The following is a 23,919-nucleotide window of genomic DNA, read 5'->3' as shown; positions in this document are numbered from 1 at the left end:
GGAGCGGGCTTGCTCGCGAAGGTCGTCAACGATGACGCTGGCATCCTGATTCAACGCGGCGTTCTCGGTTTTTTCGCGAGCAAGCCCGCTCCCACATAAAGCAGCTCTGCTGTTGACCTGCGGGCCCCGTTAACCATGATGGCCGCTGTAAAGATAGCCTGAACAGGTTCACAGGGTATCCCGACTAACGCGATACGCCAGACCGCCCCTGTGTTTTTCCCAACGTCGTGAAAGACACTTGCCTGAGACTCAGCATGAACGAAACACTCGAAGACATTCTGACCAAAGACCTGGCCGTGATTTTCTGCGGCATAAACCCGGGGCTGAAGGCCGCTGCCACCGGGCATCACTTCATGGGCAGGAGCAATCGGTTCTGGCGCACGCTGCACCTGGCCGGGTTTACGCCCCATGAAGTGCAGCCGGAGAACGACCGCACGATCCTGCAATACCAATGCGGGCTGACCACGGTGGTGGAGCGGCCTACGGCCCGGGCGGATCAGTTGTCGGCGGATGAATTCAGGGAGGCGGCGGCTAGTTTTGAACGCAAGATCGCACGCTACGCGCCACGGTATGTGGCGTTTCTGGGAAAGGCCGCCTATAGCGCGTTGAGCGGGCAGAAGCAGATTGCCTGGGGACTTCAACCGCACACCTTGGGGTGTGCGGCGGTGTGGGTTCTGCCCAATCCCAGCGGCAGGAACCTTGGGTTTACGCTCGACCAATTGGTGCAGGCATACCAGCAATTAAGGCTGGCAACACTCAGTCCCGATTAGAACTCAACTTCTCCCACAAAAAGCTGTAGACCAGCGCACTCATATGCGCAGCCTGCGCATTGTCTGCCGCCCCGCCGTGCCCACCTTCGATATTTTCGTAGTACGTCACGTCCTTGCCGGCCTCGATCATCTTCGCCGCCAGCTTGCGGGCGTGGGCTGGATGCACCCGGTCATCGCGGGTCGAGGTCAGGAAAAACACCGGTGGGTAGGCCTTCGCCGGATCGAACAGGTGGTATGGAGAAAACGTCTGGATGTACGCCCACTCTTCAGGTACGTCCGGGTTGCCGTATTCCCCCATCCACGACGCCCCGGCCAACAGGAGGTGATAGCGCTGCATGTCGAGCAAGGGCACCTGGGAGACGATTGCACCGAAAAGTTCCGGGTATTGAGTAAGCATATTGCCGACCAACAGACCACCGTTGCTGCCACCCTCCGCGCCCAGATGTCGGGGCGAAGTAACCCCGCGGTCGATCAGGTCACGGGCCACTGCGGCAAAATCTTCGTAGGCACGCGGACGGTTCTGCTTGAGTGCGGCCTGGTGCCAGCGCGGGCCGTATTCACCGCCACCGCGAATGTTGGCAACCACGTACACCCCGCCCTTCGAAAGCCAGGCGCGGCCTGCCTTACCGGAGTAATACGGGGTCAGGGAGTATTCAAACCCGCCGTAGCCATAGAGCAAGGTCGGCGCCGTGCCGTTGCGCGGCAGGTCTTTGCCGAGCACCAGGAAATACGGCACACGAGTGCCATCCCTGGAGACCGCAAAGTGCTGCTCGATCACGTGCTGGCTGGAATCGAAAAAGGCCGGCAGGGTTTTCAGTACCTCGGGCGGATGACCGATCTCGGCCAGCGACAAGGTGGTCGGCGTCAGGTAGTCAGTGGTCACCAGCCAGACGGCATCACTGTCGTCGCTGTCAACTGCGCTGGCATCCACCGTCCCCATGCTCGGCGCCCCGGTGAACGGGCTGTGCTGCCAGCCGTTCGCGCCGGGAGTGAGGACGCTGAGGCGGTTCTTGACGTGATCCAGTACGTTCAGCACCAGGTGATTCAACGTCCAGAAAAACCCTGCCAGCGAGGTGCTGTCCGTAGGGGTGAACAGCACCTCGAAATCCCGCTGGCCTGCCATGAAGCGATCAAACCGGATCGCCAGCAACGAGCCGGCCACAAACACTTCATCAAGCGTCCAGTTATCCCGCAGTTCCAGCAGCAGCCAGTCTTTGTACACCGACTTTTCCGCCGAGTTCGGCGCGTCGATTTTGCTTAACTGGTTGTCGCTGCCCCGCAGGTACAGCTCGTTGTTGTAGAACGCCAGCGTGCGGCTGACGAAGTCACGCTCGTAGCCGGGCGTGTCGTCGTGCATCGCCGCGATGTACATATCATCCAGCGCGCCTTCATAGACAAGACTGGCGGCACTCAGCGGTGTACCGCGCTGCCACTGCTTGACGATGCGCGGGTAACCGGAACGGGTCATCGCCCCTTCACCAAAATCGGTATAGACATAGACGTTGTCACGGTCGATCCAGCCCAGGCCGCCCTTGGACTCGGGCAACTGGAAGCCGTCTTCGACCCAGGTCTTGCTGGCCAGATCAAACTCGCGGGTGACATTCGCATCGGCGCCGCCACGGGACAGCGCCAGCAGGCAGCGCTGGTAGTCCGGGCGCAAGAAATCAGCACCGTGCCACACCCAGTTTTCGCCCTCGGCGGCGTTCAGTGCGTCAAGGTCCAGCAACGTTTCCCAGGCAGGCTGAGGCTTGCGGTACTCCGCCAGCGTGGTGCGACGCCACAGGCCCCGCGGGTGGGCGGCGTCCATCCAGAAGTTGTAGTAATAGGCGCCGACCTTATCGACGTAGGGGATGTTGCTGTCCGAGTCCAGTATCTCCAGCACCTCGGCCTGGATTTGCTTGAAGCTGCCGGAGCGGGCGAGCCGGTCTTCGGTCTTGAGGTTCTGGGCGCGTACCCAGTCCAGTGAACGCGTGCCGTCGACGTCTTCAAGCCATTGGTAGGGATCATTGGACGTTTCGGGAAGTTTTGACATGTTCGAATCCTGTCGAAAAGCAGAAATGGATAGCGTGCCCGACTTTGAGCCTTTTTGAGTGATAAAAAAAGCAAGAAACCGGGTGCGCTAGCCGATCTGATCGGCGATACATGGCGGACGTACCGCAGGCTGGTGCGGCAGGAGGACAAGCGATGGCTGACAAAAACATATGGATGCTGATGGGCGCAGACGCAAGCCCCTTCCCAAGCCCCGAGCCGGGAACGCTGGGCGGCCACCGAGGCGGCAAGCGCTATGGAAAGCTCGACTGTCGTGCGGCGCTGGGAGCCATTGCGCGTGGCGGCTACGTGAAAAATCGCGTGTTTTTTCTCGATGAAGCGACGGCTATCGCCGCGGGATTTCGTCCTTGTGCGGTGTGCATGCCAGCCGAATATCGCCTGTTTCGAGGGCACGCCTGAATCGAGTGTCCGGGACAAATTCCGGGCAAAAAAAAGCCTGCATCGCTGCAGGCTTTTTTACTATCTGGCTCCACGACCTGGACTCGAACCAGGGACCCAATGATTAACAGTCATTTGCTCTACCAACTGAGCTATCGCGGAATGCGCCGTATGTTACTGATTGAAAAGGAGAAGTCAAGCATTCAGTGAGATTTTTGCTCCACCCCAGGTGCGCCGCGCTGGAAAATCACCACGCCACTTCCTGTCACGACGCTGTCATACGTCAACGCCAACATCCGCAGATACCCCGCCCCTACCCTCTTCTTGAAGGACGACACATGCACACTCGCTCAGGCCCGCCAGCGGTAAAAACCCTGCTTGCCCGTTTTATCGTTATCGGATGCAGCCTGACGGTGAGCGCGTGTGACAGTGTGACCAGGAGCGCGCCTGTCGCGCCTGCTTCGTTCAAAACCCTGGACGGTGCACCGCCGCTGGTTATCGGCCATCGCGGCCTGCCAGGACTGTACCCGGAAGAAACCCGGGCCTCCTACGAGCATGCAGCCGATGCTGGTGCGGATTCGCTGGAGCTGGACCTGCACATGACCAAGGACTGTGTATTGGTGGCCCGGCACAATCCCTGGTTGAGCGACAACACCAACATCAGCGACGTCGCGAAGACCAATCCCGAAGTTGCACGCCGCAAGCGCACGGTGCCGGGTGTGCTGGTTAACGTCAGGTACCCGGCCACTGCAGAAAATGGCCCGGCCCAGTACCTGAGTGATCTGACTGACCCCAACGATCCAAAATCCGTGTTGAAGTCCTTGATCGTGGATGGCGAAGACCATACCAACGACTGGTCAATCAGCGATTTCACCCTGGCCGAACTCAAGCAATGGATCGGCGGCACGACGTATGATGCCCGCGACGAGCGCCCGACCGAACTCAACGGCAAGCTGCCGATCCTGAGTTTCCAGGAAGTGATCGACATCGCGAAAGCCAAAAGCGCCGCCACTGGCCGCGTGATTACCACCTACCCGGAAAGCAAGAACCCGATCTGGAACAATGCCCAGGCCATCGCCAACGGCTGCGGCGCGCCGGGCAGTCATCCGTTCGAAGCGGCGTTTCTCAAGATCCTTGAAGACAACAACCTCAATCGCAAAGACGCGCCGGTGTTCGTGCAGAGCTTCGACCCGAACAGCCTGAAATACTTGCGCTCCATCGGCCTGCAATCCAGGGCGGTTCAACTGGTGGATGGGAACGGGGTGAACTTCAAGACCGGCGAGACCATTTTCATCACCGACAAACCCAACACCTTCGTCAGCGGCCGCCCCTACAGCTGGACCGTCGCCGGCGACCCTCGCGCCTTTGGTGCGATGCTGACCCCGGCCGGGCTGGCCGAGGTCAAGACCTATGCCGACGGCATCGGGCCGTGGAAGCCGCAAGCGATGTTGCTGACCGCCGCTTCAGCGCAAAACCCCGGCTTGCCCGAGGTCGATACCTTCAAGCCCACCAGCCTGATCAGCGATGCGCACAAGGCCGGCCTGTTCGTGCATATTTTCACCTTCCGCAACGAAGCCAAATACCTGGCAGGTGCCTACAAGGGCAACCCGGCGGCGGAATACATGGCCTTTTTCCGCGCCGGTGTTGACGGTGTGTTTACGGATTTCACGCCGACTGCCGTTGCGGCCCGAACTGCCTACCTTAAAGAAGTCGCGCGCTAAAAAGTCGTGCGCAAAGATGGCGGCCTTATGGGCCGCCATCCTTCAGTCAAGTTGCTCAATCACCCCTCCTGCCTTGAGCTGCCCCAACTGCTCTGCCGACAACCCGAGGCGCTCGCCCAGTACCTCATCGGTATGCTGCCCCAACATCGGCGCCGGCCTTACATACTCTACCGGCGTGCCCGACATCTTGATCGGGCTGCCGACCATCTCGAACTGCGGATTCCTGGGATGCGGGATCTTCACCATCAACCCACGGGCAATCACCTGCGGCTCTTCCAGGGATTGCGCGATGTTGTTGATCGCCCCCACCGGTACTTTCGAGGCGTGAATACTCGCCACCCACTCGTCCGCCGTTCGCCCCAGGAAGTGCGCCGACAACAGTTCGACAATCTCCGCCCGATGCGCAACCCGATCGGCATTGCGCCGAAAGCGCGGGTCTTCCGGCAGGTGCGGCAAACCGATGCTGTGGCACAGCGCTACAAACTGGCTGTCGTTGCCGCAGGCAATAATGAAGTCGCGGTCGGCGGCGCGGAACACCTGGTACGGCACGATGTTGGCGTGGGCGTTGCCGAAACGCTGCGGCACCTTGCCCGAGGCCAGGTAGTTCATGCTCTGGTTGGCCAGGGTTGCCACTTGTACGTCCAGCAGCGCCATGTCGATGTGTTGGCCAACGCCGGTGCGTTCGCGGCTGAGCAGCGCGGCCTGGATCGCGACGGTGGAATACAGGCCGGTCATCAGGTCGGAGAACGCCACGCCGACTTTTTGCGGGCCGCCGCCGGGCAGGTCGTCGCGCTCGCCGGTGATGCTCATCAGGCCGCCGATGCCCTGGATGATGAAGTCGTAGCCGGGTTCTTCGGCGCGCGGGCCGGTCTGGCCGAAGCCGGTGATGGAGCAGTACACCAACCGTGGATTGATCTCGGCCAGGGTCGCGTAATCCAGGCCATAACGTGCCAGGGAACCGGCCTTGTAGTTTTCGATCAGTACGTCGGAGCTGGCCGCCAGGGCCCGCACCAGTTCCTGGCCTTCGCTGGTGGCCAGGTCAATGGCCACGGATAGTTTGCCGCGGTTGGTGGACTGGTAATAAGACGCCTGCCCGGACGACTCGCCGGTGTCGGTCTTCATCCACGGCGGGCCCCAGCCGCGGGTATCGTCGCCACTCTGTGGCCGTTCGATCTTGATCACTTCCGCGCCAAGGTCGGCCAACACCTGGCCACACCAGGGCCCGGCCAATACCCGGCTTAAATCCAGCACCCGCAAACCTGTCAATGCACCCATTATTCTTGTCCTGTGATGAATCGAAATCAGCCGACTGCCGGCTCTTCATGACGCAGGGAAATCCCCAGCGCCGCACGCCGCCGCAGCCAGGGGCTGGGGCGATAACGTGGGTCGTGGGTGAGTTCGCTCATGCGTTGCAAAATCGTGAGGATGCGCCGTGGCCCGAGGGCATCGCCCCAGGCGAGCGGGCCTTGTGGATAACCCAGGCCGAGTTGTACGGCCTGGTCAATGTCGTCGACGCTGGCGATGCGTTGCTGGGCAATGTCGCAGGCCAGGTTGACCACCATCGCCAGGGTGCGCTGGGCAACGAAGCCGACGCTGTCGCTGATCACTGTCACACCTACACCGTCACTGGCGAGCAACGCGTGGGCGGCATCGCGGGTGGCGGTGGACGTCAGCGGGTTTTGCATCAGAGTGCGGTGGCGCGACAGGTCGGTCAGCAGGTCGATGCACAGGGTGCGTGCCGGGTCAGTGTGGAAGCGCTCGCTGGCCGAGGTGGCGTCGAGGCCGTAGGGCGCCAGCAGGCACAACGCTTCAGGCGAAGGCTGCGCCGCGCTTTCAAGTTGTGCGCCCAACTCGATCACCAGGGCGCTGAGGCGCTCGTAGTCGTCGGCGTTTTCGGTGGCGATCCATACCGGCGGGAATTGCTTGATGGAAGGCACCGGCTGCGGCTGCGGGCCGTCCACCACCTGGCCATTTTCATAGCGGTAGAAGCCCTGCCCGCTCTTGCGCCCGAAGCGTCCGCCCACCAGCATCTGGCGGGTCAGGGGCGATGGTTTGTAGCGCGGGTCCTGATAGAACTGGTTGTAGATCGACTCCATCACCGGGTGGGAAACGTCGAGCCCGGTGAGGTCCAGCAGTTCCAGCGGCCCCATGCGAAAGCCTGCGCCTTCACGCAGGATACGGTCGATGTCGCCGCGCTCGGCAATGCCTTCATCGAGCATCTTCAAGGCTTCGGTGCCGTACGCACGGCCGGCGTGGTTGACGATGAAACCCGGGGTGTCCTTGGCGCGCACGCCGCGATGGCCAGTACGGGCGACGAAGGCCAGCAGGTCATCGCCGACCTTCGGTGCAGTGGCCAGGCCGTCGATCACTTCGACGACGCGCATCAACGGTACCGGGTTGAAAAAGTGCAGCCCGGCGACCCGCTCAGGGTGTCGGCAGCCGGTGGCGATGGCCGTGACCGACAGCGACGAGGTGTTGGTGGCGAGGATGCACGCCGCGCTGACCACACCTTCCAGCTGCTGCAACAGGCCGCGCTTGGCGTCGAGGTTTTCAACGATGGCTTCCACCACCAGGTTGCAATCGCGCAACGCCTCAATGGTGGCGGCAACTTGCAGGTTCGCAAGCGCAGCGTCCACCGCTGCCTGGGTGATCTTGCCCTTGGCGGCCAGCTTCGAGAGCGTGGCGCCGAGGTTATCCCGAGCGGTTTGCGCCGCACCGTCGCGGGCATCGAACAAGCGCACCAACACGCCCGCCTGAGCGGCAATCTGAGCAATCCCGGCGCCCATCACGCCGGTGCCTACCAGGCCCATGATCTTGATTGAATCAGCCATTGTCATTCCCCCAGGTAGTTCGCGGTGCGTTTTTCGAAGAACGCCGCGGCGCCCTCCTTCTGGTCTGCCGAATCGAACAGCAGTTGAAAGGCCTTGCGCTCCAACACCAGCGCGCTTTCCAGCGGCAGGTCGGCGCCGGCCAGCATCACTTCCTTGATCTGTTCCACCGCCAGTGGCGGCAAGGCGGCGATCTGCGCGGCCAGTTCCAGGGCGCGGGGGATGGTCTGGTCATCGTCCACCACTTCGCTGAGCATGCCCATGGCCAGGGCTTCCGGGGCCTTGACCATGCAGCCGGTCAACGCGATGCGCATGGCCTGGAACTTACCCACGGCGCGTACCAGGCGCTGGGTGCCACCGGCGCCCGGCATCAGGCCCAGCTTGACCTCGGGCTGGGCGAAGCGCGCCGATTCCCCGGCGACGATCAGGTCGCAATGCATGGCCAGCTCACAACCGCCGCCCAGGGCAAACCCGTTCACCGCGGCGATCACCGGCTTGGGGCAGCGGCTGATGGCTTCCCACAGGTATTCAGTGTGGCGGCGATACATCTCGATCGGGCTGGCGCTGGCGAATTCCTTGATGTCGGCACCGGCCACGAAGAACTGGTCGCCGCCGGTGAGCACGATGGCGCGCACATCACGGCGTTTGGCCAGGGCACGAAAGTGCTCGGCCAGCTCTTCGCGAACCTGGGCGTTCAAGGCGTTTTTCACTTCGGGACGGTGGATGCGTACCACGGCGACGCCATTGTCCTGGACGTCGAGGTGCACTACGGGTTGGTCGAGGCTGGCCACAAATTCTCCTGCTGCAATGTTCTTGTTAGTTCGGATATCGCAAGTTTCGCCATGCGAAACAACATTCCGTATTTAGCGATAATCATAAGGACCGAGTCGCCGTGATGTAAACGTAAAAACCTGACCCTCCAATAAATCGGGCTATAACTCGTTGTTTAGACGAGTTTTATTAAACAAAAAGACAACACCACGCAAAGTTGATTAGTTTCGCTGTGCGGAATACAATTTTGTTTTGTTGATTTTCTAAAAAAAGGGGGACTAACATGCGCCGTCGAAACCTGGACCCGAACACACCCGAAACACCTGCCGGCAACCACGCCTTCGAGCACTTGCTGATCGATCCGATGAATGCCGACGAGGAAGAAGACAAGGACCGCCAGTTCGTCACCGCCCTGGCCCGTGGCCTGGAATTGCTGCGCTGCTTCACCCCCAGCGAAAGCGTGCTGGGTAACCAGGAGCTGGCGCGCAAGACCGGGCTGCCAAAGCCGACGATTACGCGGATGACCCATACGCTGACCCGCTTGGGCTATCTCAAGCACCTGCCGCAGTCAGGCCGGTATCAGCTGGATGTGGGCGTAATGGCATTCGGTTACGCAATGCTGTCGAACCTGTCGGTGCGGGCCGTGGCCCATCCGCTGATGGAGACGATGGCCAAGTACGCCCAGGCCGCGGTGGCGATGGCCACGCGGGACCGCCTGGACATGGTTTACCTGGACGTGGTCCAGGGTGAAGCCAACATGACCATGCGCCGCCAGGTCGGCACACGGTTGCCGTTGCACTTGAGTTCCGCAGGCCGCGCCTGCCTGGCAGCGATGCCGGAAAACGAGCGGGAATTTATCCTCGACCATATCCGCCAGCGTCATCTGGAGGACTGGCCGGGCATCAGGAAGGGCCTGGAACGTGCCTTCCGGGATTACACCGATTTCGGCTACTGCATGTCGATCGGTGAGTGGCACCGCGATGTAAACGCCATCGCCGTACCGCTGCTGCATGCACAACATGGGCTGCTGACGTTCAACTGTGGCGGGCCGAGTTTTCACCTTTCCCGGGAGAAACTCGAGGACGACATCGGGCCCCGTCTCAAGCACATGGTGAACAACATCGAGGCCGCCGCCCGCTAGCCAGATCGGTGCAAGGCCTCGGCAGATTGACGACAACAGGCCCGCCGAACGGGCCGCTGAGGAATGCACATGATCCGAGACCCCGAAACGCTTCATCTGTTGCTGGAAACCCTTCAGCAGTTCGTCAACGAGGCGCTGATCCCCCGGGAAAACGAACTGGCCGAGACCGATGACGTCCCGGCGGATATCGTCAGCCAGTTCCGCGAGCTGGGCCTGTTTGGCCTGACCTTGCCTGAAGCCTACGGCGGCCTCGGGCTGACCATGGAAGAAGAGGTCAACGTGGCCTTCGAACTGGGCCGCACCTCGCCGGCATTTCGTTCCTACTTCGGCACCAACAACGGCATCGGCTCCATCGGCATCCTGCTGGACGGCACCGAGGCGCAGAAGCAGCACTACCTGCCAAAACTCGCCAGCGGTGAACTGCTCAGTTCGTTCTGCCTGACCGAGCCGGACTCCGGCTCCGACGCCGCCTCGCTGAAAACCACGGCGGTGCGCGACGGTGACCACTATGTCATCAACGGCACCAAGCGCTTTATCACCAACGCCCCCCACGCCGGGATCTACACGGTGATGGCCCGTACCAACCCGGACATCAAGGGCGCGGGCGGCATCAGTGCATTCATTGTCGAGCGCAACACCCCCGGCCTGTCTCTGGGCAAGCGCGACCACAAGATGGGCCAGAAAGGCGCCCACACGTGCGACGTGATTTTCGACAACGTGCGCGTACCGGCCGACCAACTGATCGGTGGCGTCGAAGGCGTGGGGTTCAAGACCGCAATGAAGGTGCTCGACAAGGGCCGCCTGCACATTGCCGCCGTCAGCGTCGGGGCCGCCGAGCGCATGCTCAACGATGCCCTGAACTACGCCCTGGAGCGCAAGCAGTTCGGCCAGCCGATCGCCGAGTTCCAGCTGATCCAGGCGATGCTCGCCGACAGCAAGGCCGAGATCTACGCCGCCCGCTGCATGGTGGTGGACGCCGCGCGCAAGCGTGACGAAGGCCTGAACATCGGCACCGAAGCGTCCTGCTCGAAAATGTTCGCCACGGAGATGTGCGGCCGAGTGGCCGACCGTTGTGTGCAGATTCACGGCGGTGCCGGGTATGTGAGCGAGTACGCCATCGAGCGGTTCTATCGCGACGTGCGCTTGTTCCGCCTGTATGAAGGCACTACGCAGATCCAGCAATTGGTGATCGCCCGCAACATGATTCGCGAGGCCAAGCACTGAACCCCGGGAACAACACAAAACCCATGTGGGAGCGGGCTTGCTCGCGAATGCGGTACATCAGCCACCGGATGCATTAACTGACACACCGTTTTCGCGAGCAAGCCCGCTCCCACATTTTGACCGTGTTCCAACCGCATTACCGCAACACCCATAACTTGTGCCCTAACAACTACAACAAGGTATCGCTATGGAAGTCGCCGCTTCGGCGGGTGCGTTGTCGCCCGCGCAAAACAAACTGTGGATCATCGTATTCATCTTCTGCTTCCTCGGCCTGCTGATCGACGGTGCCGACTTGATGCTGCTGTCCTACAGCCTCAGCAGCCTCAAGGCCGAGTTCGGCCTGACCAGCGTCGAAGCCGGCAGCCTGGGCAGCTTCACCCTGGCCGGGATGGCCATCGGCGGGATTTACGGCGGTTGGGCCTGTGACCGTTTTGGCCGGGTGAAAACCGTGGTCTGGAGCATCGTGCTGTTCTCCGCCGGCACGGCGATCCTGGGCATGACCCACAGCTATTGGCAGTTCGCGAGCACCCGTTTCTTCGCGTCCCTGGGACTCGGCGCACTGTATGTCGCGTGCAACACCCTGATGGCCGAATACGTGCCGACCCGCTATCGCACCACCGTGCTCGGCACCCTGCAGGCCGGTTGGTCGGTGGGCTACATCGTCGCCACCCTGCTCGCCGGCTGGATCCTGCCGAACCACGGCTGGCGCTGGTTGTTCTACGTGGCGATCATCCCGGTGATCCTCGCCGTACTGATGCAACGCCTGGTGCCGGAGCCGCAAGCCTGGCTCAAGGCCCAGGCCGAACGTGCCCGGGAAAAGGCCGAAGGCATCAAGCGCGTGTCGGCGAAGAAACCCGACGGCATGTTCAAGCTGATCTTCAGCGACCCGAAAGCCAGCCGCATGTTTATCCTCTGGGCGCTGACCGCAGGCTTCCTGCAGTTCGGCTACTACGGCGTGAACAACTGGATGCCGTCGTACCTGGAAGGCGAGCTGGGGATGAACTTCAAGTCGATGACCAGCTACATGGTCGGCACCTACGCGGCGATGATTTTCGGCAAGATCCTCGCCGGGCTCGCGGCAGACCGCCTGGGCCGGCGCCTGGTGTTCGCCGTCGGCGCGCTGGGCACGGCGATTTTCCTGCCGGTGATCGTGCTGTTCCAGAGCCCGGACAACATCCTGTGGATGCTGATTGTGTTCGGTTTCCTGTACGGCATCCCCTACGGCGTGAATGCGACCTACATGACCGAAAGCTTCGAAGCGAAATTTCGCGGCTCGGCAGTGGGCGGCGCCTACAACATTGGCCGAATCGGCGCGGCGGTGGCACCGGCAGCCATTGGTTTCCTGGCGTCCCATGGCTCGATTGGCGTGGGATTCCTGGTCATGGGCGGCGCGTACTTTATCTGCGGCGTGATCCCAGCGCTGTTTATCCGCGACAAGCAGTTCGACCCGCAAAAACAATAAGCCCTAACCCGGGGCCCGCGGCGACGCGGCCCCGGCTATAAGACGTGCGGCAGTTATACCCTTAGACAAACCGGGCTAGACTGTACGTCAGTCCTACGGAACTGAAGGAACAGTACGACGCTCTCACCCAGCCTGTAAGACAGTTTTGTGCTTAGAGGCTCATTCGCTTATGAAAACACCGACCCAGACCAACGCAATTGACTTCGACAGCGCCAAATTGCAACGCCTGGGCTTTGGTCAGCCTTCCCTTCTTACACGACGCCCCGCGACGGTTGAGCAACTTCGCCAGCAACTGGGCATGCAATTGCAAACCAGCCTGGAGCCAGAGCATATCCTTGCGTTGTTCTTCCGCGAGATCCAACGCCTGGTGCCGCTGGACGCCCTGCAATACCGCCACGAAGCCAGCGACCTGCGCCTGGAGTACGGTCACCGCGGCCATCATTCGGTGAGCTATGCCCTCAGCCATGAAGGCGAGCACCTTGGCGAACTGGTGTTTCGGCGCAACCAACGCTTTCTCGAAGACGAACTGGCCAACCTGGAATCGCTGCTGGCCACCTTGCTCTACCCGATGCGCAATGCCCTGCTCTACCGTGCGGCGACTCGCAGTGCCCTGCGCGACCCACTGACCGAAACCGGTAACCGCATCGCCATGGACCAGACCCTGCAACGGGAAATCGATATGGCTCGCCGGCACCTGCAACCCCTGTCCTTGCTGATGCTGGACATCGACCACTTCAAGCACATCAACGACAGCCACGGCCATGCCACGGGCGACAAGGTGCTCAAGGCCGTCGCCGCCTCGATCAAGAGCCAGCTGCGCAATGTGGACATGGTGTTCCGGTTTGGCGGGGAAGAGTTTCTGATCCTGCTGTCCAACACCGGCCGGGACGCGGCATCGATGGTCGGCGAGCGCCTGCGCCAGGCGGCACAGGCCCAGGATTATTGGGCGGATGATGAGCGGATCGAATTGACGGTGAGCCTGGGCTGCTCGACCTTGCTGGCGGGAGAGTCCGCCGAGAGCCTGTTGCGCCGGGCGGACAGTGCCTTGTATGTGGCCAAGCGTGAAGGCCGCAATCGGCTGGCAATGGCGGGGTAATTTACCCCGCCATCACCCCGTTTACGCCTCGCTGGCAACCAGGGCGGGTTGTTTGCGGGGGGCGGCCACCGACTTTTCCAGCTGCATGCAACGTTCCAGGAACAGGTACATGTAGTCGTAGCTCTTGCAGACCGCCTGGCGCAGCTCTACCTGCAGTTCCTTGGTCGGGTTCATGCCGGCCAGGGTGCAGATGATTTCCAGGGCTTCCCAGGGATGTGCGTCATCGTACTGGGCATGCATCTTCAGCCACTTCATCGCGCGCTTGCGGTCTTCCTCAGGGAAAGCCGCAGCATAGACGCCGGTGGAACACACCACGGCGGACCACTCCCCAGTGGCCCCCTCGATGGCGTAGTTGGTGGCGGCAATCGCGACAATCAGCGAATCGGCCGAGCTGGTGTGCCAGCACCAGTGGCTCAGTGCATGCAGCTCCGGCGGCACTTCCTGTGCCTGCAATTCTTCCAGGCTGACACCGTGGGCGCGGGCCCAATGCACCCAATAATCGGCGTGGTTGAGTTCCACGCGAATATTGCGCATCAGCCAGCGGCGCGCCATGTCCTCCCCAGGATGGCGGGCAAATTTGGTCTTGGTGAGGTTCTGTGCCATGTACAACGCAAACTGTTCAACCACCGGCCAGCCACCAATCAGGTAGTGGCGCATGGTCTTGGCGCTGAGCTTGTTATCGCGCATGCGCTGGTACAGTTCGTGTTCGACAACGCGACGCTTGCTCTCGCTACAGTCCTGGATCAGCTGTTGCGCCCAGGCGGGGTAACTTGAGGCTTCCATAAGCGGGCCGGTTCTGTTGAATGTGTCGATCACTGTCGGGCTCCTTTTGATTTGTGATATGTACAGACCAGCAAATGTTTCATCGGAACGTGCCAGGCGCCTTGAATAACAGGGGCTGCGGTCGCACAGGTCGACACTGCAAACTATCAAAGGTAAACAACTGCGGTCGCTCGATCAGGTATCCCTGAGCGTAGTCGACCCCGATCTCAAGCAAGGCTTGTTCGATCTGGGGTGTCTCGACAAATTCGGCAATTGTGCGCTTACCCATGACATGACCGATGTGATTGATCACTTCGACCATAGCGCGGTTAATCGGGTCGTCCAGCATATCCTTTACGAAACTTCCATCGATCTTCAAGAAGTCTACAGGTAAATGTTTAAGATATGCGAACGAGGACATCCCGGCGCAGAAGTCATCCAGGGAGAAATGGCACCCTAACTCTTTGAGCTCGTTGATAAAACGAATCGCACTACCCAAATTCGCTATAGCGCTGGTTTCTGTAATTTCAAAACAAATCATTTCCGGTGGAATGCCATAGGCAATGAATTGCTCACGCAGGAACCCAAGAAAGTCCTCATCGCCGATGGTAGTGCCTGACAGATTGATCGCACACATGGCCATGGGCCGGCCCGGGCGCTCACGCATGCAGCCTGCGATGATCTTGAACACGTTCTCCACCACCCAACGGTCCAGGGAGGTCATCAAGCCGTAACGCTCGGCGGCCGGGATAAAACTGTCCGGCAGGATGATCCGCCCCGCCTCGTCATGCAGGCGCAGCAGGATTTCGATATGCCCATCCCCCTGTTCGGTGTGCCCAAGGGGCGCGATTTCCTGGGCGTACAGGCAAAAACGGTTCTCTTCCAGCGCCATGTGCAGGCGCTGCACCCAGGCCATCTCGCCAAAGCGCAGGGACAATTCCGAGTCATCGGCGTGATACACCTGCACCCGGTTGCGGCCCTTTTCCTTGGCCATGTAGCACGCCATGTCGGCGGCTCGCAGGGAAGTCTCCAGGGTGGTCGGGGCGTGCGTGATGTGCACCAGGCCAATGCTCACGGTGGTGACAAACGGCCTGCCCTTCCACACAAAGTGCAGGCTCTGCACGGTGTGGCGCAGGCTTTCGGCGATTTTTTCCGCCACCGGCGCCGGGCAGTTCTCCAGCAGGATGCCGAACTCGTCGCCCCCCAGCCGGGCCAGGGTGTCACCTTCACGCAGGTCGGACTGCAAGAGCGCGCAGATATGCCGCAACAGTTCATCCCCCGCGGCATGCCCGCAGGTGTCGTTGACCAGCTTGAACTGGTCCAGGTCGAGGAACATCAAGGCATGGCGCCCGGTTTGCTGGCGCCCGACGTTGTGCAGCACCTGCTCCAGGCGGAACTCGAACTCACGGCGGTTGGCCAGGCCGGTCAAGGCGTCGTGGGTGGCCTGCCAGGACAGGTTGGCGATGTACTGGCGTTCCTGTGTCATGTCGTGCAACACCAGCACCGCGCCGACGACTTTGCCGGCACTGCGGATCGGCGCGCCCACCAGGGTGACGGACACGGTGGTGCCGTCCAGGCGCTGGATCAGCTTGGAGTGCTCGCTGCCCCCACCGAGCTGGCCACCCAATATATGTTCGATCAGGGTAAAGCCGTCGGCCTGGGCATTTTCGTCCAGCAGGTTGAACAGCGCCGCCAGCGGCAGCCCCTGGGCCTGGGAGGCTTTCCAATGGGTCAGGGCTTCGGCGGCCGGGTTCATATACGCAATGGCGCCGTCGACATCGGTGGTGATCACTCCGTCGCCAATCGACTCCAGGGTGATCTGCGCCCGCTCCTTCTCCAACTGGAGCGCGTCGGCAAACGCATGCCGCTGGGCCAGCAGCTTGTGGGTGCGCAACAGCGCCAGCACGATCAAGCCCAGTGCCGTGGCCAGGTTGGTCACCAGCAGCAGGCGCAGAATCATCCGCGAGCCTTCACCCAGGGCATCGCTGAAGGCTTTCGCGGCCGGCGTCACCCCGTCGTTGATGGCGAAGATCCGCTGCTTCCAGCGGTGTACGTCGCTGCTGCTGACCTGATTGGCCATGATCGCTCGGTGCATCTCCTGGGCCAGGTCGTCCAGTTGCACCAGGTAGCCATCGCCCACCGTCCACAGTTCGATGGCTTTTTCCAGGTAACTGAAATGGCGGAAGTTGAGGTACAGCCAGATCAGGCTGGAAACGTCGTCAGTGTGGTTACCGCCCTTGAGGATGCCCTGGCGCGCGGCAGGCAGGTCCGGCGTCGGGCGGTCCAGGGCCAGCCGCAGCTCATGCCCGCCCTGGGGTACGGCAATCGCGTTCTGGTATTTGAGGTAGGTGGCTTCGTCGCGGCTGTCGGCGTAGAGCGTCAGGTAAAAGATCGCGTCTTTCTGGCCCTTGGACCACAGGCTTTCGCCCGCCACATAACCGCGCACCGCCGAGAGTACGTAGAGACTGACGCAGCCTAACAATGCCTGGAACAGTACGACGGCGATAAAAGGCCACACAATGCCCAATAACCGAGGGGTTCCGAGAGTCTGCTTTTGCTTCATGAGGTCCCTTGCACATGCACAACTAAAATACGCACGCGAGTGAAAACCGCTCCTGATAGCTCAGCGTAGGCTAAATCACCGCACTTGTTGCAAGTGTCCGTAAAGTTTGGCGTACAAGCCACCATCAGCAATCAACTGCTGATGGTCGCCATCTTCGGCAATATGGCCGCCATCGAACACCAATACCCGATCCGCCTGTTTCACCGCCGACAGCCTGTGGGCGATGATCAAGGTGGTACGGCCACTGAGAAACCGCGCCAGCGCCTGGTGCAGGTTGTATTCGGTTGCCGCATCCAGGGCCGAGGTGGCTTCGTCGAGTATTACCACTTTCGGCTCCGCCAGCACCATCCGGGCAATGGCCAGGCGTTGACGCTGCCCACCGGAAAAGCGCACGCCGGAGCGTCCGACCACGCTGTCCAGGCCCAGCGGCAGCGCCTTGACGGTCGTATCCAGCTGGGCAATTTCCAGCGCCTGCCAACAGGCCTGGTCGCTGCGCTCGCGGCCCATGGTCAGGTTGGCGCGCACCGTATCATTGAACAGTGCCGGGTGCTGCAGCACTACGGAGACATTCTCGCGAATCGTCTCCAGGCCGATTTCCTGCTGGGTCGAACCACCGAAGCGAATGCTGCCGGCCTGCGGCGTATACAGCCCCAGCAACAGCTGCACCAGGGTACTTTTGCCGCCGCCGCTGGCGCCGACAATCGCGACTTTTTCACCCGGGGCGATGTTCAGGTTCAACTGGTCCAGCACCAGTTCCTCGCCGTAGCCGAAATTCAGGCCGCGCACTTCGATGCCGACGGTCTCGCGTCCGGTAAACGGATCGGCACCGCCCGCGTATTGCGGTTCATCGGCGCGGGCCAGCAGTTCGTTGATCCGCGTCAGCGCCCCGCCCGCCGCGTAGTAGGCGTATTGCAGGTTCAGCAACTGTTCCACCGGGCTGATCATGAACCACAGGTAACTGAACACCGCGAGCATCTGGCCGATGGACAGGTCGGAAAACAGCACCGTCAGCATCGCCGCCGCACGGAAGATGTCGATACCGAACTGGAACAGCAAGCCACTGGCGCGGCTGGAGGCGTCGCTTTTCCACTGGGAATTGACCGCAAAATCCCGCACTTCCTGGGCCCGCTGGCCCAGGCGACCGAGGAAAAAGCCCTGGCGATTGCCGGCACGCACTTCCTGGATCGCATCGAGGGTTTCGGTGAGCGCCTGGGTAAACCGCGACGTGCTGTCGTTTTCCAGCTTCTTCAGGTGCTTGACCCGCTTGCCCAACTGCACCGTGGCGTAGATCACCAGCGGGTTGAACAGCAGGATCAACAGTGCCAGCTTCCAGTGCATCCACATCAGGATCCCGGAGGTGCCTACCAGGGTGAGCATCGCCACCAGGAACCGGCTGAGGGTTTCACCGACGAATTTGTCCACCGTGTCCAGGTCGGTGACCAGGTGCGTAGTCACCGTGCCGCTGCCCAGGCTTTCGTATTCGCTGAGGGAAATGCGTTTGAGGCGCTCGATCAGCCGCACGCGAATGCGATAGACGATGTCCTTGGCCAGTCGCGCAAACAACCGCGCCTGCAGCACGTTGAACACCAGGGCGCCGCAACGCAGCAGCAAGGTCACCAGCAGCATCAGGCCGATATAGCCAGCGGCCTTCTGCCAACCCAAGGGCAATGCGTGGTTCATCACCTTCAGTGCCGCATCGCCATGGCCCAACAGCACTTCGTCCACCAGCAACGGCAGCAGCAATGGAATCGGCACACTGCACAAGGTTGCCAGCACGGCGACGCCATTGGCGATCCACAGGGATTTCTTGTGATGCAGCGCCAGGCGGCGGACTTCCGCCCAGGTCAGCCGGTCGACACGCTTGGGTTGCTCAACGGGATCGGGCTGATCATGCACAGGCAGCTCGCTCCAGCCAGCGGCTCAGCAGCGGCGCCAATTCGGACAGCGGCTGATAGCCGTTGGTCAGCAGCGCCAGTTGCCCATTACGCTCCGCCAGCAAGGTCGGGAAACCGGCGATACCCAGGTCCTGGACCCAGGTGAAATCCGCCGCGGTGGCCGCGTGCTGGTCGGCGCGGTCGAAAGCTTCGGCGAACTCGATACGCGGCACGCCGGCGGTCTCGGCCAGTTCCACCAATACGTCGGCGCGGGTCACGTCGCGCCCTTCGACGTAGAACGCCTGCTGGATCAGCCCCAGCAGTTTCCAGGCGCAATCCGGCGCCAGGCTGCGGGCAGTGACCACGGCGCGGCAGGCCGGCTCGGTGTCGTAGACAAAACCATCAGGCAGTGCACCTTCACGCTTGAACGGCTGGCCGGTAGCGTCGGTCACGGCCTGCCAATGCTCAAGAATATAGCGCCGGGTCGTCGGCTCCAGCGCCGCGCCACTGCCGGTGCGCAAGCCGCCCACCACCAGGTGCAGCTCCACGCCTGCGGCCTGGGCCTGCTCAACCAGCGCCTTGGCCACCGGGGCGAAACCCCAGCACCAGGAGCACATCGGATCCATTACATAGAGCAGGCGTGCGGACATGGCTCAGGCCTCGGAGGATGGGGATTGCTTGTAGTTGTAGCCAATCGGGTGCGGCATATTGCGGGCCTTGGCCAGTTCAATCTGCTTTTGCCGGTCGATCGCGCTGCGACGGGTCTTCTCTGAAAGCTTATCCCAGCAATGCGGGCAACTGATGCCAGCTACATAGTGTTCGGATGCACGGTCCTCGACGCTGACCGGTGTGCGGCAGGCATGACATTGATCGTAGTCGCCTTCGCTCAAGTCGTGGCGCACGGTCACGCGATTGTCGAACACAAAGCAGTCGCCCTGCCACTTGGTTTCTTCCTGCGGCACCTCTTCGAGGTACTTCAGGATGCCGCCCTTGAGGTGATACACCTCGTCGAAACCCTCGCTGAGCATATAGCTCGAGGCTTTTTCACAACGAATGCCGCCGGTGCAGAACATGGCGACTTTCTTGTGTTTGGCCGGGTCGAAGTTGGCTTTGATGTAGTCGGGAAATTCGCGGAAGCTGGTGGTCTTCGGGTCGATCGCGCCTTCAAAGGTGCCGATGGACACTTCGTAGTCGTTGCGGGTATCGATCAGCAGCACTTCAGGGTCGCTGATCAGCGCATTCCAGTCCTGCGGCTCGACGTAGGTGCCGACTTTCTTGTTCGGGTCGACGCCTTCGACGCCCAGGGTCACGATCTCTTTCTTGAGCTTGACCTTGGTGCGGTAGAACGGCTGCTCGTCGCAGTACGACTCTTTGTGGTCGATGTCGTCCATGCGCGGGTCGTTCTTGAGCCAGGCCATCAAGCCATCAATGCCTTCGCGGCTGCCGGAAACAGTGCCGTTGATGCCTTCTTCGGCGATCAGCAAGGTGCCTTTGATGCCGTTGTCGACCATCGCCTGCAGCAGTGGCTCGCGCAGGGCGACGTAATCTTCGAGGGTGACGAACTTATACAGTGCCGCCACGACAATCGGTTGAGTCATGGGTGTTCTCTCCAGGTGGCTACCCTCGTAAAGGGTGAACCGGATGCAAAAAAAACGCGCCGACTGAGCGGCGCGTTGCGGATTCTAACAAAAATGGCGACGATTATGGACCGCCTCTTACTGTGGCGAGGGAGCTTGCTCCCGCTGGGCTGCGGAGCGGCCCCAACCAGGCAGTTGCAACCTTTCAGAAAGATCGCGGTGATTGGCAGAAGGGCTGCTGCGCAGCCCAGCGGGAGCAAGCTCCCTCGCCACAGTAAGCTGATGTGCCACAGTGTCAGTGACCGCCGGCGCAGGTCGGCGAGGCCGGGGCTGCGTCGATTTTCGCCCATTCTTCAGGCGTGTAGGTATGCAGCGCCAACGCATGGAATTCGCCCATCAGGTCACCCAACGTGGCATAGACCTTCTGGTGGCGCTTGACGCGGTTGAGGCCCTCGAACTGCTGGCTGACCAGCACGGCCTTGAAGTGGGTCTGCAACCCACGGCTGTGCATATGGCTTTCATCCAGCACGCTCAAGTGTTCCGGGCTCAGGGCGACGAGTGCCGATTCGATACGCTGTTGCATGGTCATTCCTGTTTACTTCTTCTTGGCCGGGGCCGGGGCTTTTGGCGTCAGCTCGTTGGTCATGTCTTCCAGCAGCTTGTTCACCACAGGTACCGCGCTTTCAAGCTTGGCCTGGGTCATCTGGGCCGATTGCTGGGTCAGCTGGGGCATTTTCTCCAGGACTTTCTTGCCCAGTGGCGACTGGTAGAACGCAACCAGGTCCTTGAGCTCGGATTCGCTGAAGTTGTCGGTGTAGAGCTTGATCATGTCCGGCTTGAGCTTGTTCCAGCCGATGGCCTGGTCCAGGGCGGTGTTGGCCTTGGCCTGGTAGGTGTCCAGGACGGTTTGCTTGGAAGCAGGCGCCTTGGTCTGCTCGAAACGCTGGGCGAACATTTGTTGCACTTGCATGTACACCGGGGTACCCAGCTTGTCGGCATGGGCCAGGGTAAGGAAGGCTTCGGCACTGGCGTTGTGGCTGGCGGTATCGGCAAAAACCTGGCCGCTGGCACATACCAGAGCAACCGCGGTACAGATGGCACGAAGACGAGTCATCGAGTTTCCTTTTCTAGCAGGCGAGGTAAGACCCCAAGGGCGCCCATTCTGCGCCTAAAAAACGCCGCGGCTCAACCCCACGCCTTGTGGGGCCTGGTTTTGCGGGGCTTAATCCGATGAAAAGTCTTTTAAGGGAACCCCACCGGGCGATCAGGGCCTAAACTGCGCAAACGAACCTGAAGGAGTGTGCCCGATGAGCCGTATCGAAACCGACAGCCTGGGAGAAGTGCAAGTCCCGGATGACGCTTACTGGGGCGCGCAGACCCAACGCTCGCTGGTGAACTTCGCCATCGGCGACCAGCGCATGCCCCTGGCTGTGTTGCACGCCCTGGCCCTGATCAAGAAGGCTGCGGCCCGGGTCAACGACCGCAATGGCGACCTGCCCGCCGACATCGCCCGGCTGATCGAACAGGCCGCTGACGAAGTGCTCGCCGGCGAACACGACGACCAGTTTCCCCTGGTGGTGTGGCAGACCGGCAGCGGCACCCAGAGCAACATGAACGCCAACGAAGTGATCGCCGGCCGTGCCAACGAGCTGGCGGGCAAGCCCCGTGGCGGCAAGAGCCCGGTGCATCCCAACGACCACGTCAACCGTTCCCAGAGCTCCAACGACTGCTTCCCCACCGCCATGAGCATCGCCGCCGTGCAGGCCGTCACCGAGAAGCTGTTGCCGGCGATCCGTGAACTGTCTGGTGGTTTGGCAGAGTTGTCGGCGCGCCACATGAAGCTGGTGAAAACCGGCCGCACCCACATGATGGATGCGACGCCCATCACCTTCGGCCAGGAAGTCTCGGCCTTTATAGCGCAACTCGACTACGCCGAACGCGCGATCCGCAGCGCCCTGCCCGCCGTGTGTGAACTGGCCCAGGGTGGTACTGCCGTCGGCACCGGGCTCAATTCACCCCACGGTTTTGGCGAGGCGATTGCCTCGGAATTGGCCGCGCTGTCGGGCCTGCCGTTTGTCACCGCACCGAACAAATTCGCCGCGCTGTCGGGCCATGAGCCATTGACCACCCTGCACGGCGCCTTGAAGACCCTGGCCGTGGCCCTGATGAAAATCGCCAACGACCTGCGCCTGCTGGGCTCCGGCCCGCGTGCCGGGCTGGCGGAAGTCAAGTTGCCGGCGAATGAACCGGGCAGCTCGATCATGCCCGGCAAGGTCAACCCGACCCAGTGCGAAGCGCTGTCGATGCTGGCCTGCCAGGTGCTGGGCAATGACGTGACCATTGGCTTCGCCGCCAGCCAGGGCCACTTGCAGTTGAACGTGTACAAGCCGGTGATCATCCACAACCTGCTGGAATCGATCCGCCTGCTGGCCGACGGTTGCAGCAACTTCCAGGAGCACTGCATCGCCGGCCTGGAACCCGACGCCGAGCAAATGGCCGCGCACCTTGAGCGTGGCCTGATGCTGGTGACTGCGCTGAACCCGCACATCGGCTACGACAAGTCCGCCGAGATTGCCAAGAAGGCCTATGCCGAAGGGCTGACCCTACGGGAAGCGGCGCTGAAGCTGGGCTATCTCACGGACGAAGAGTTCGACCAGTGGGTGCGTCCGGAAAACATGCTGGAAGCCGGTCATTAAGACGCCAATCGTGCACGCCGGGCCCTGAGCCCGGCGAACAACGACGGCGCCAACGCCACGGTCGCGGACCCCAGCACCACCAACACGGCCCCGCCGTAGCCGAGGGCATTGATGTCTTCGGCGTGCACATACTCGGGCCACATCCAGGCGGCCAGCGCTACCGCGACGAAGGTCACCAATGGCGTCAGCGCCAGGGTGGCGCTGACGCGCGAGGCTTCCCAGTGGGCCAGGGCTTCAGCGAATGCGCCGTAGGCAATCAGCGTATTGAAACAGCAGGCCAGCAGCAGCCAGCCTTGCAGCGGGCTCAGTTGCAGCGCTTCCATCGGGTGCGCCCATGGCGTCAGCAAGAGCGCGCAGGACAGGTAGATCACCATCATCACCTGCAACGAATTCCATACCGTCAGCAACTGCTTCTGGCCCAGGGCGTAGAAGGTCCAGATGGTGGTGGCCAGGAGAATCGTCAGCACCCCGGCGGTGTAGCTGCCCAGGGAGGTCAACAACTCGGTCAGGCGCTGGTTGAAGAACAGGCCGAAGCCGATGATCAGCACCAGCAGGCCCATGCCCTGCCCGAGGCTGAAGCGTTCCTTGAACACGAAGACGCTGGCGATCATCAGGAAGATCGGGCCCACCTGTACCACCAGTTGCGCGGTGCCGGGGCTCAGCAGTTTGAGGCCGACCAGGTAGAGCACGTAGTTGCCCATCAGGCCGCACACGGCGATTGCTACCAGCCAGCCACCTTTTGGTCCGAGGGAACGCCAGCTGGGCAGGCGCCTTACGGCGGCGAGATAGATAAACAGACAACTGCCGGAGACGACCAGGCGAAACCAGGTGACGGTGACGGGGTCCATCACCTGCAAGACCTGTTTGAGTTTGATCGGCAGAATGCCCCAGAGCAGCGCGGTCAGCAGGGCCAGGGATAAACCGTAGACCCAACGGCCCGATGAGATGTGCATGAGTGCCCCGAATGCCTGAGGTGGAGGAGGTGCATTCTAGGGGGATGTGAACGG

The 23,919-nt window shown here is 61.5% G+C and carries 20 protein-coding genes and 1 tRNA gene; 8 read left to right on the top strand and 13 right to left on the bottom strand.

Going from position 1 to position 23,919, the window contains the following annotated elements; genetic code table 11:
- Window positions 1-254: 254 nt before the first annotated feature.
- Window positions 255-770, top strand: coding sequence for a G/U mismatch-specific DNA glycosylase (gene mug, locus QF039_RS06240; protein WP_307517156.1), 516 nt, complete (start codon window positions 255-257; stop codon window positions 768-770).
- On the opposite strand, the gene QF039_RS06235 is transcribed toward mug, so the two are convergent.
- Complete coding sequence (locus QF039_RS06235) at window positions 757-2,802, bottom strand: prolyl oligopeptidase family protein (protein ID WP_307517155.1); 2,046 nt, start codon at window positions 2,800-2,802, stop codon at window positions 757-759. The two genes, mug and QF039_RS06235, sit on opposite strands and share 14 nt — an antisense overlap.
- A gap of 152 nt (window positions 2,803-2,954) precedes the next feature.
- Here QF039_RS06235 and QF039_RS06230 point away from each other — a divergent pair, with 152 nt between their 5' ends.
- Window positions 2,955-3,218, top strand: coding sequence for an Ada metal-binding domain-containing protein (locus QF039_RS06230; RefSeq protein WP_102368470.1), 264 nt, complete (start codon window positions 2,955-2,957; stop codon window positions 3,216-3,218).
- A 65-nt stretch (window positions 3,219-3,283) separates the two neighbouring features.
- Here QF039_RS06230 and QF039_RS06225 read toward each other — a convergent pair.
- Window positions 3,284-3,359: transfer RNA gene (locus tag QF039_RS06225), tRNA-Asn, on the bottom strand.
- Window positions 3,360-3,535: 176 nt separating this feature from the next.
- On the opposite strand from QF039_RS06225, the gene QF039_RS06220 reads away from it, so the two are divergent.
- On the top strand, window positions 3,536-4,918 hold the full coding sequence (locus QF039_RS06220) for a glycerophosphodiester phosphodiesterase family protein (protein WP_307517154.1): 1,383 nt from the start codon (window positions 3,536-3,538) through the stop codon (window positions 4,916-4,918).
- Between the two features lie 42 nt (window positions 4,919-4,960).
- On the opposite strand, the gene QF039_RS06215 is transcribed toward QF039_RS06220, so the two are convergent.
- Genes QF039_RS06215 through QF039_RS06205 form a run of 3 tightly spaced genes read right to left on the bottom strand, consistent with a single transcriptional unit; the run spans window position 4,961 to window position 8,537 of the window.
- A complete protein-coding gene (locus tag QF039_RS06215) occupies window positions 4,961-6,193 on the bottom strand; it encodes a CaiB/BaiF CoA-transferase family protein (protein WP_003216714.1) in 1,233 nt (410 codons plus the stop codon).
- Window positions 6,194-6,219: 26 nt separating this feature from the next.
- On the bottom strand, window positions 6,220-7,749 hold the full coding sequence (locus QF039_RS06210; RefSeq protein ID WP_307517153.1) for a 3-hydroxyacyl-CoA dehydrogenase: 1,530 nt from the start codon (window positions 7,747-7,749) through the stop codon (window positions 6,220-6,222).
- Window positions 7,750-7,751: 2 nt separating this feature from the next.
- A complete protein-coding gene (locus QF039_RS06205; RefSeq protein ID WP_008433246.1) occupies window positions 7,752-8,537 on the bottom strand; it encodes an enoyl-CoA hydratase in 786 nt (261 codons plus the stop codon).
- A 263-nt stretch (window positions 8,538-8,800) separates the two neighbouring features.
- Here QF039_RS06205 and QF039_RS06200 point away from each other — a divergent pair, with 263 nt between their 5' ends.
- From QF039_RS06200 to QF039_RS06185, 4 genes are all read left to right on the top strand, one after another.
- Window positions 8,801-9,658 (top strand): IclR family transcriptional regulator, encoded by an 858-nt coding sequence (locus QF039_RS06200; RefSeq protein ID WP_008433245.1) that lies wholly within the window; start codon window positions 8,801-8,803, stop codon window positions 9,656-9,658.
- 69 nt (window positions 9,659-9,727) lie between these two features.
- Complete coding sequence (locus QF039_RS06195) at window positions 9,728-10,882, top strand: acyl-CoA dehydrogenase family protein (protein WP_003216725.1); 1,155 nt, start codon at window positions 9,728-9,730, stop codon at window positions 10,880-10,882.
- A gap of 187 nt (window positions 10,883-11,069) precedes the next feature.
- On the top strand, window positions 11,070-12,344 hold the full coding sequence (locus tag QF039_RS06190) for an MFS transporter (protein WP_307517152.1): 1,275 nt from the start codon (window positions 11,070-11,072) through the stop codon (window positions 12,342-12,344).
- A gap of 169 nt (window positions 12,345-12,513) precedes the next feature.
- Window positions 12,514-13,440: a GGDEF domain-containing protein gene (locus tag QF039_RS06185; RefSeq protein ID WP_003216729.1), complete on the top strand. Its 927-nt coding sequence runs from the start codon at window positions 12,514-12,516 to the stop codon at window positions 13,438-13,440.
- A gap of 21 nt (window positions 13,441-13,461) precedes the next feature.
- Here the strand turns inward: QF039_RS06185 and QF039_RS06180 are convergent, their stop codons facing one another.
- From QF039_RS06180 to QF039_RS06150, 7 genes are all read right to left on the bottom strand, one after another.
- Complete coding sequence (locus tag QF039_RS06180) at window positions 13,462-14,223, bottom strand: TenA family transcriptional regulator (protein ID WP_218166164.1); 762 nt, start codon at window positions 14,221-14,223, stop codon at window positions 13,462-13,464.
- 79 nt (window positions 14,224-14,302) lie between these two features.
- Window positions 14,303-16,765 (bottom strand): EAL domain-containing protein, encoded by a 2,463-nt coding sequence (locus QF039_RS06175; RefSeq protein ID WP_307517151.1) that lies wholly within the window; start codon window positions 16,763-16,765, stop codon window positions 14,303-14,305.
- A 75-nt stretch (window positions 16,766-16,840) separates the two neighbouring features.
- Window positions 16,841-18,661: an ABC transporter ATP-binding protein gene (locus tag QF039_RS06170; protein WP_177047103.1), complete on the bottom strand. Its 1,821-nt coding sequence runs from the start codon at window positions 18,659-18,661 to the stop codon at window positions 16,841-16,843.
- Window positions 18,654-19,289: a DsbA family protein gene (locus tag QF039_RS06165; RefSeq protein WP_008433236.1), complete on the bottom strand. Its 636-nt coding sequence runs from the start codon at window positions 19,287-19,289 to the stop codon at window positions 18,654-18,656. The genes QF039_RS06170 and QF039_RS06165 overlap by 8 nt, the downstream gene beginning before the upstream one ends.
- 3 nt (window positions 19,290-19,292) lie before the next feature.
- The gene (locus tag QF039_RS06160) at window positions 19,293-20,237 is read right to left on the bottom strand and encodes a rhodanese-related sulfurtransferase (RefSeq protein WP_003216738.1); all 945 of its coding nucleotides are present in this window, start codon (window positions 20,235-20,237) and stop codon (window positions 19,293-19,295) included.
- Between the two features lie 274 nt (window positions 20,238-20,511).
- A complete protein-coding gene (locus tag QF039_RS06155; RefSeq protein WP_307517150.1) occupies window positions 20,512-20,805 on the bottom strand; it encodes a BolA family transcriptional regulator in 294 nt (97 codons plus the stop codon).
- A 6-nt stretch (window positions 20,806-20,811) separates the two neighbouring features.
- Window positions 20,812-21,330: a DUF2059 domain-containing protein gene (locus QF039_RS06150; RefSeq protein ID WP_003216742.1), complete on the bottom strand. Its 519-nt coding sequence runs from the start codon at window positions 21,328-21,330 to the stop codon at window positions 20,812-20,814.
- Between the two features lie 193 nt (window positions 21,331-21,523).
- Here QF039_RS06150 and QF039_RS06145 point away from each other — a divergent pair, with 193 nt between their 5' ends.
- Window positions 21,524-22,912 carry a class II fumarate hydratase gene (locus tag QF039_RS06145; RefSeq protein ID WP_003216744.1) on the top strand — a complete coding sequence of 463 codons (1,389 nt, stop codon included), beginning with the start codon at window positions 21,524-21,526 and terminating at the stop codon, window positions 22,910-22,912.
- Here QF039_RS06145 and QF039_RS06140 read toward each other — a convergent pair.
- A complete protein-coding gene (locus QF039_RS06140) occupies window positions 22,909-23,865 on the bottom strand; it encodes a DMT family transporter (protein WP_003216745.1) in 957 nt (318 codons plus the stop codon). The genes QF039_RS06145 and QF039_RS06140 overlap by 4 nt on opposite strands.
- Window positions 23,866-23,919: the final 54 nt, after the last annotated feature.

The organism is Pseudomonas sp. W2I6 (assembly GCF_030815935.1).
In the GTDB taxonomy this organism is placed as follows: Bacteria; Pseudomonadota; Gammaproteobacteria; order Pseudomonadales; family Pseudomonadaceae; genus Aquipseudomonas.
This window is presented reverse-complemented; position numbering and strand designations above follow the sequence as displayed.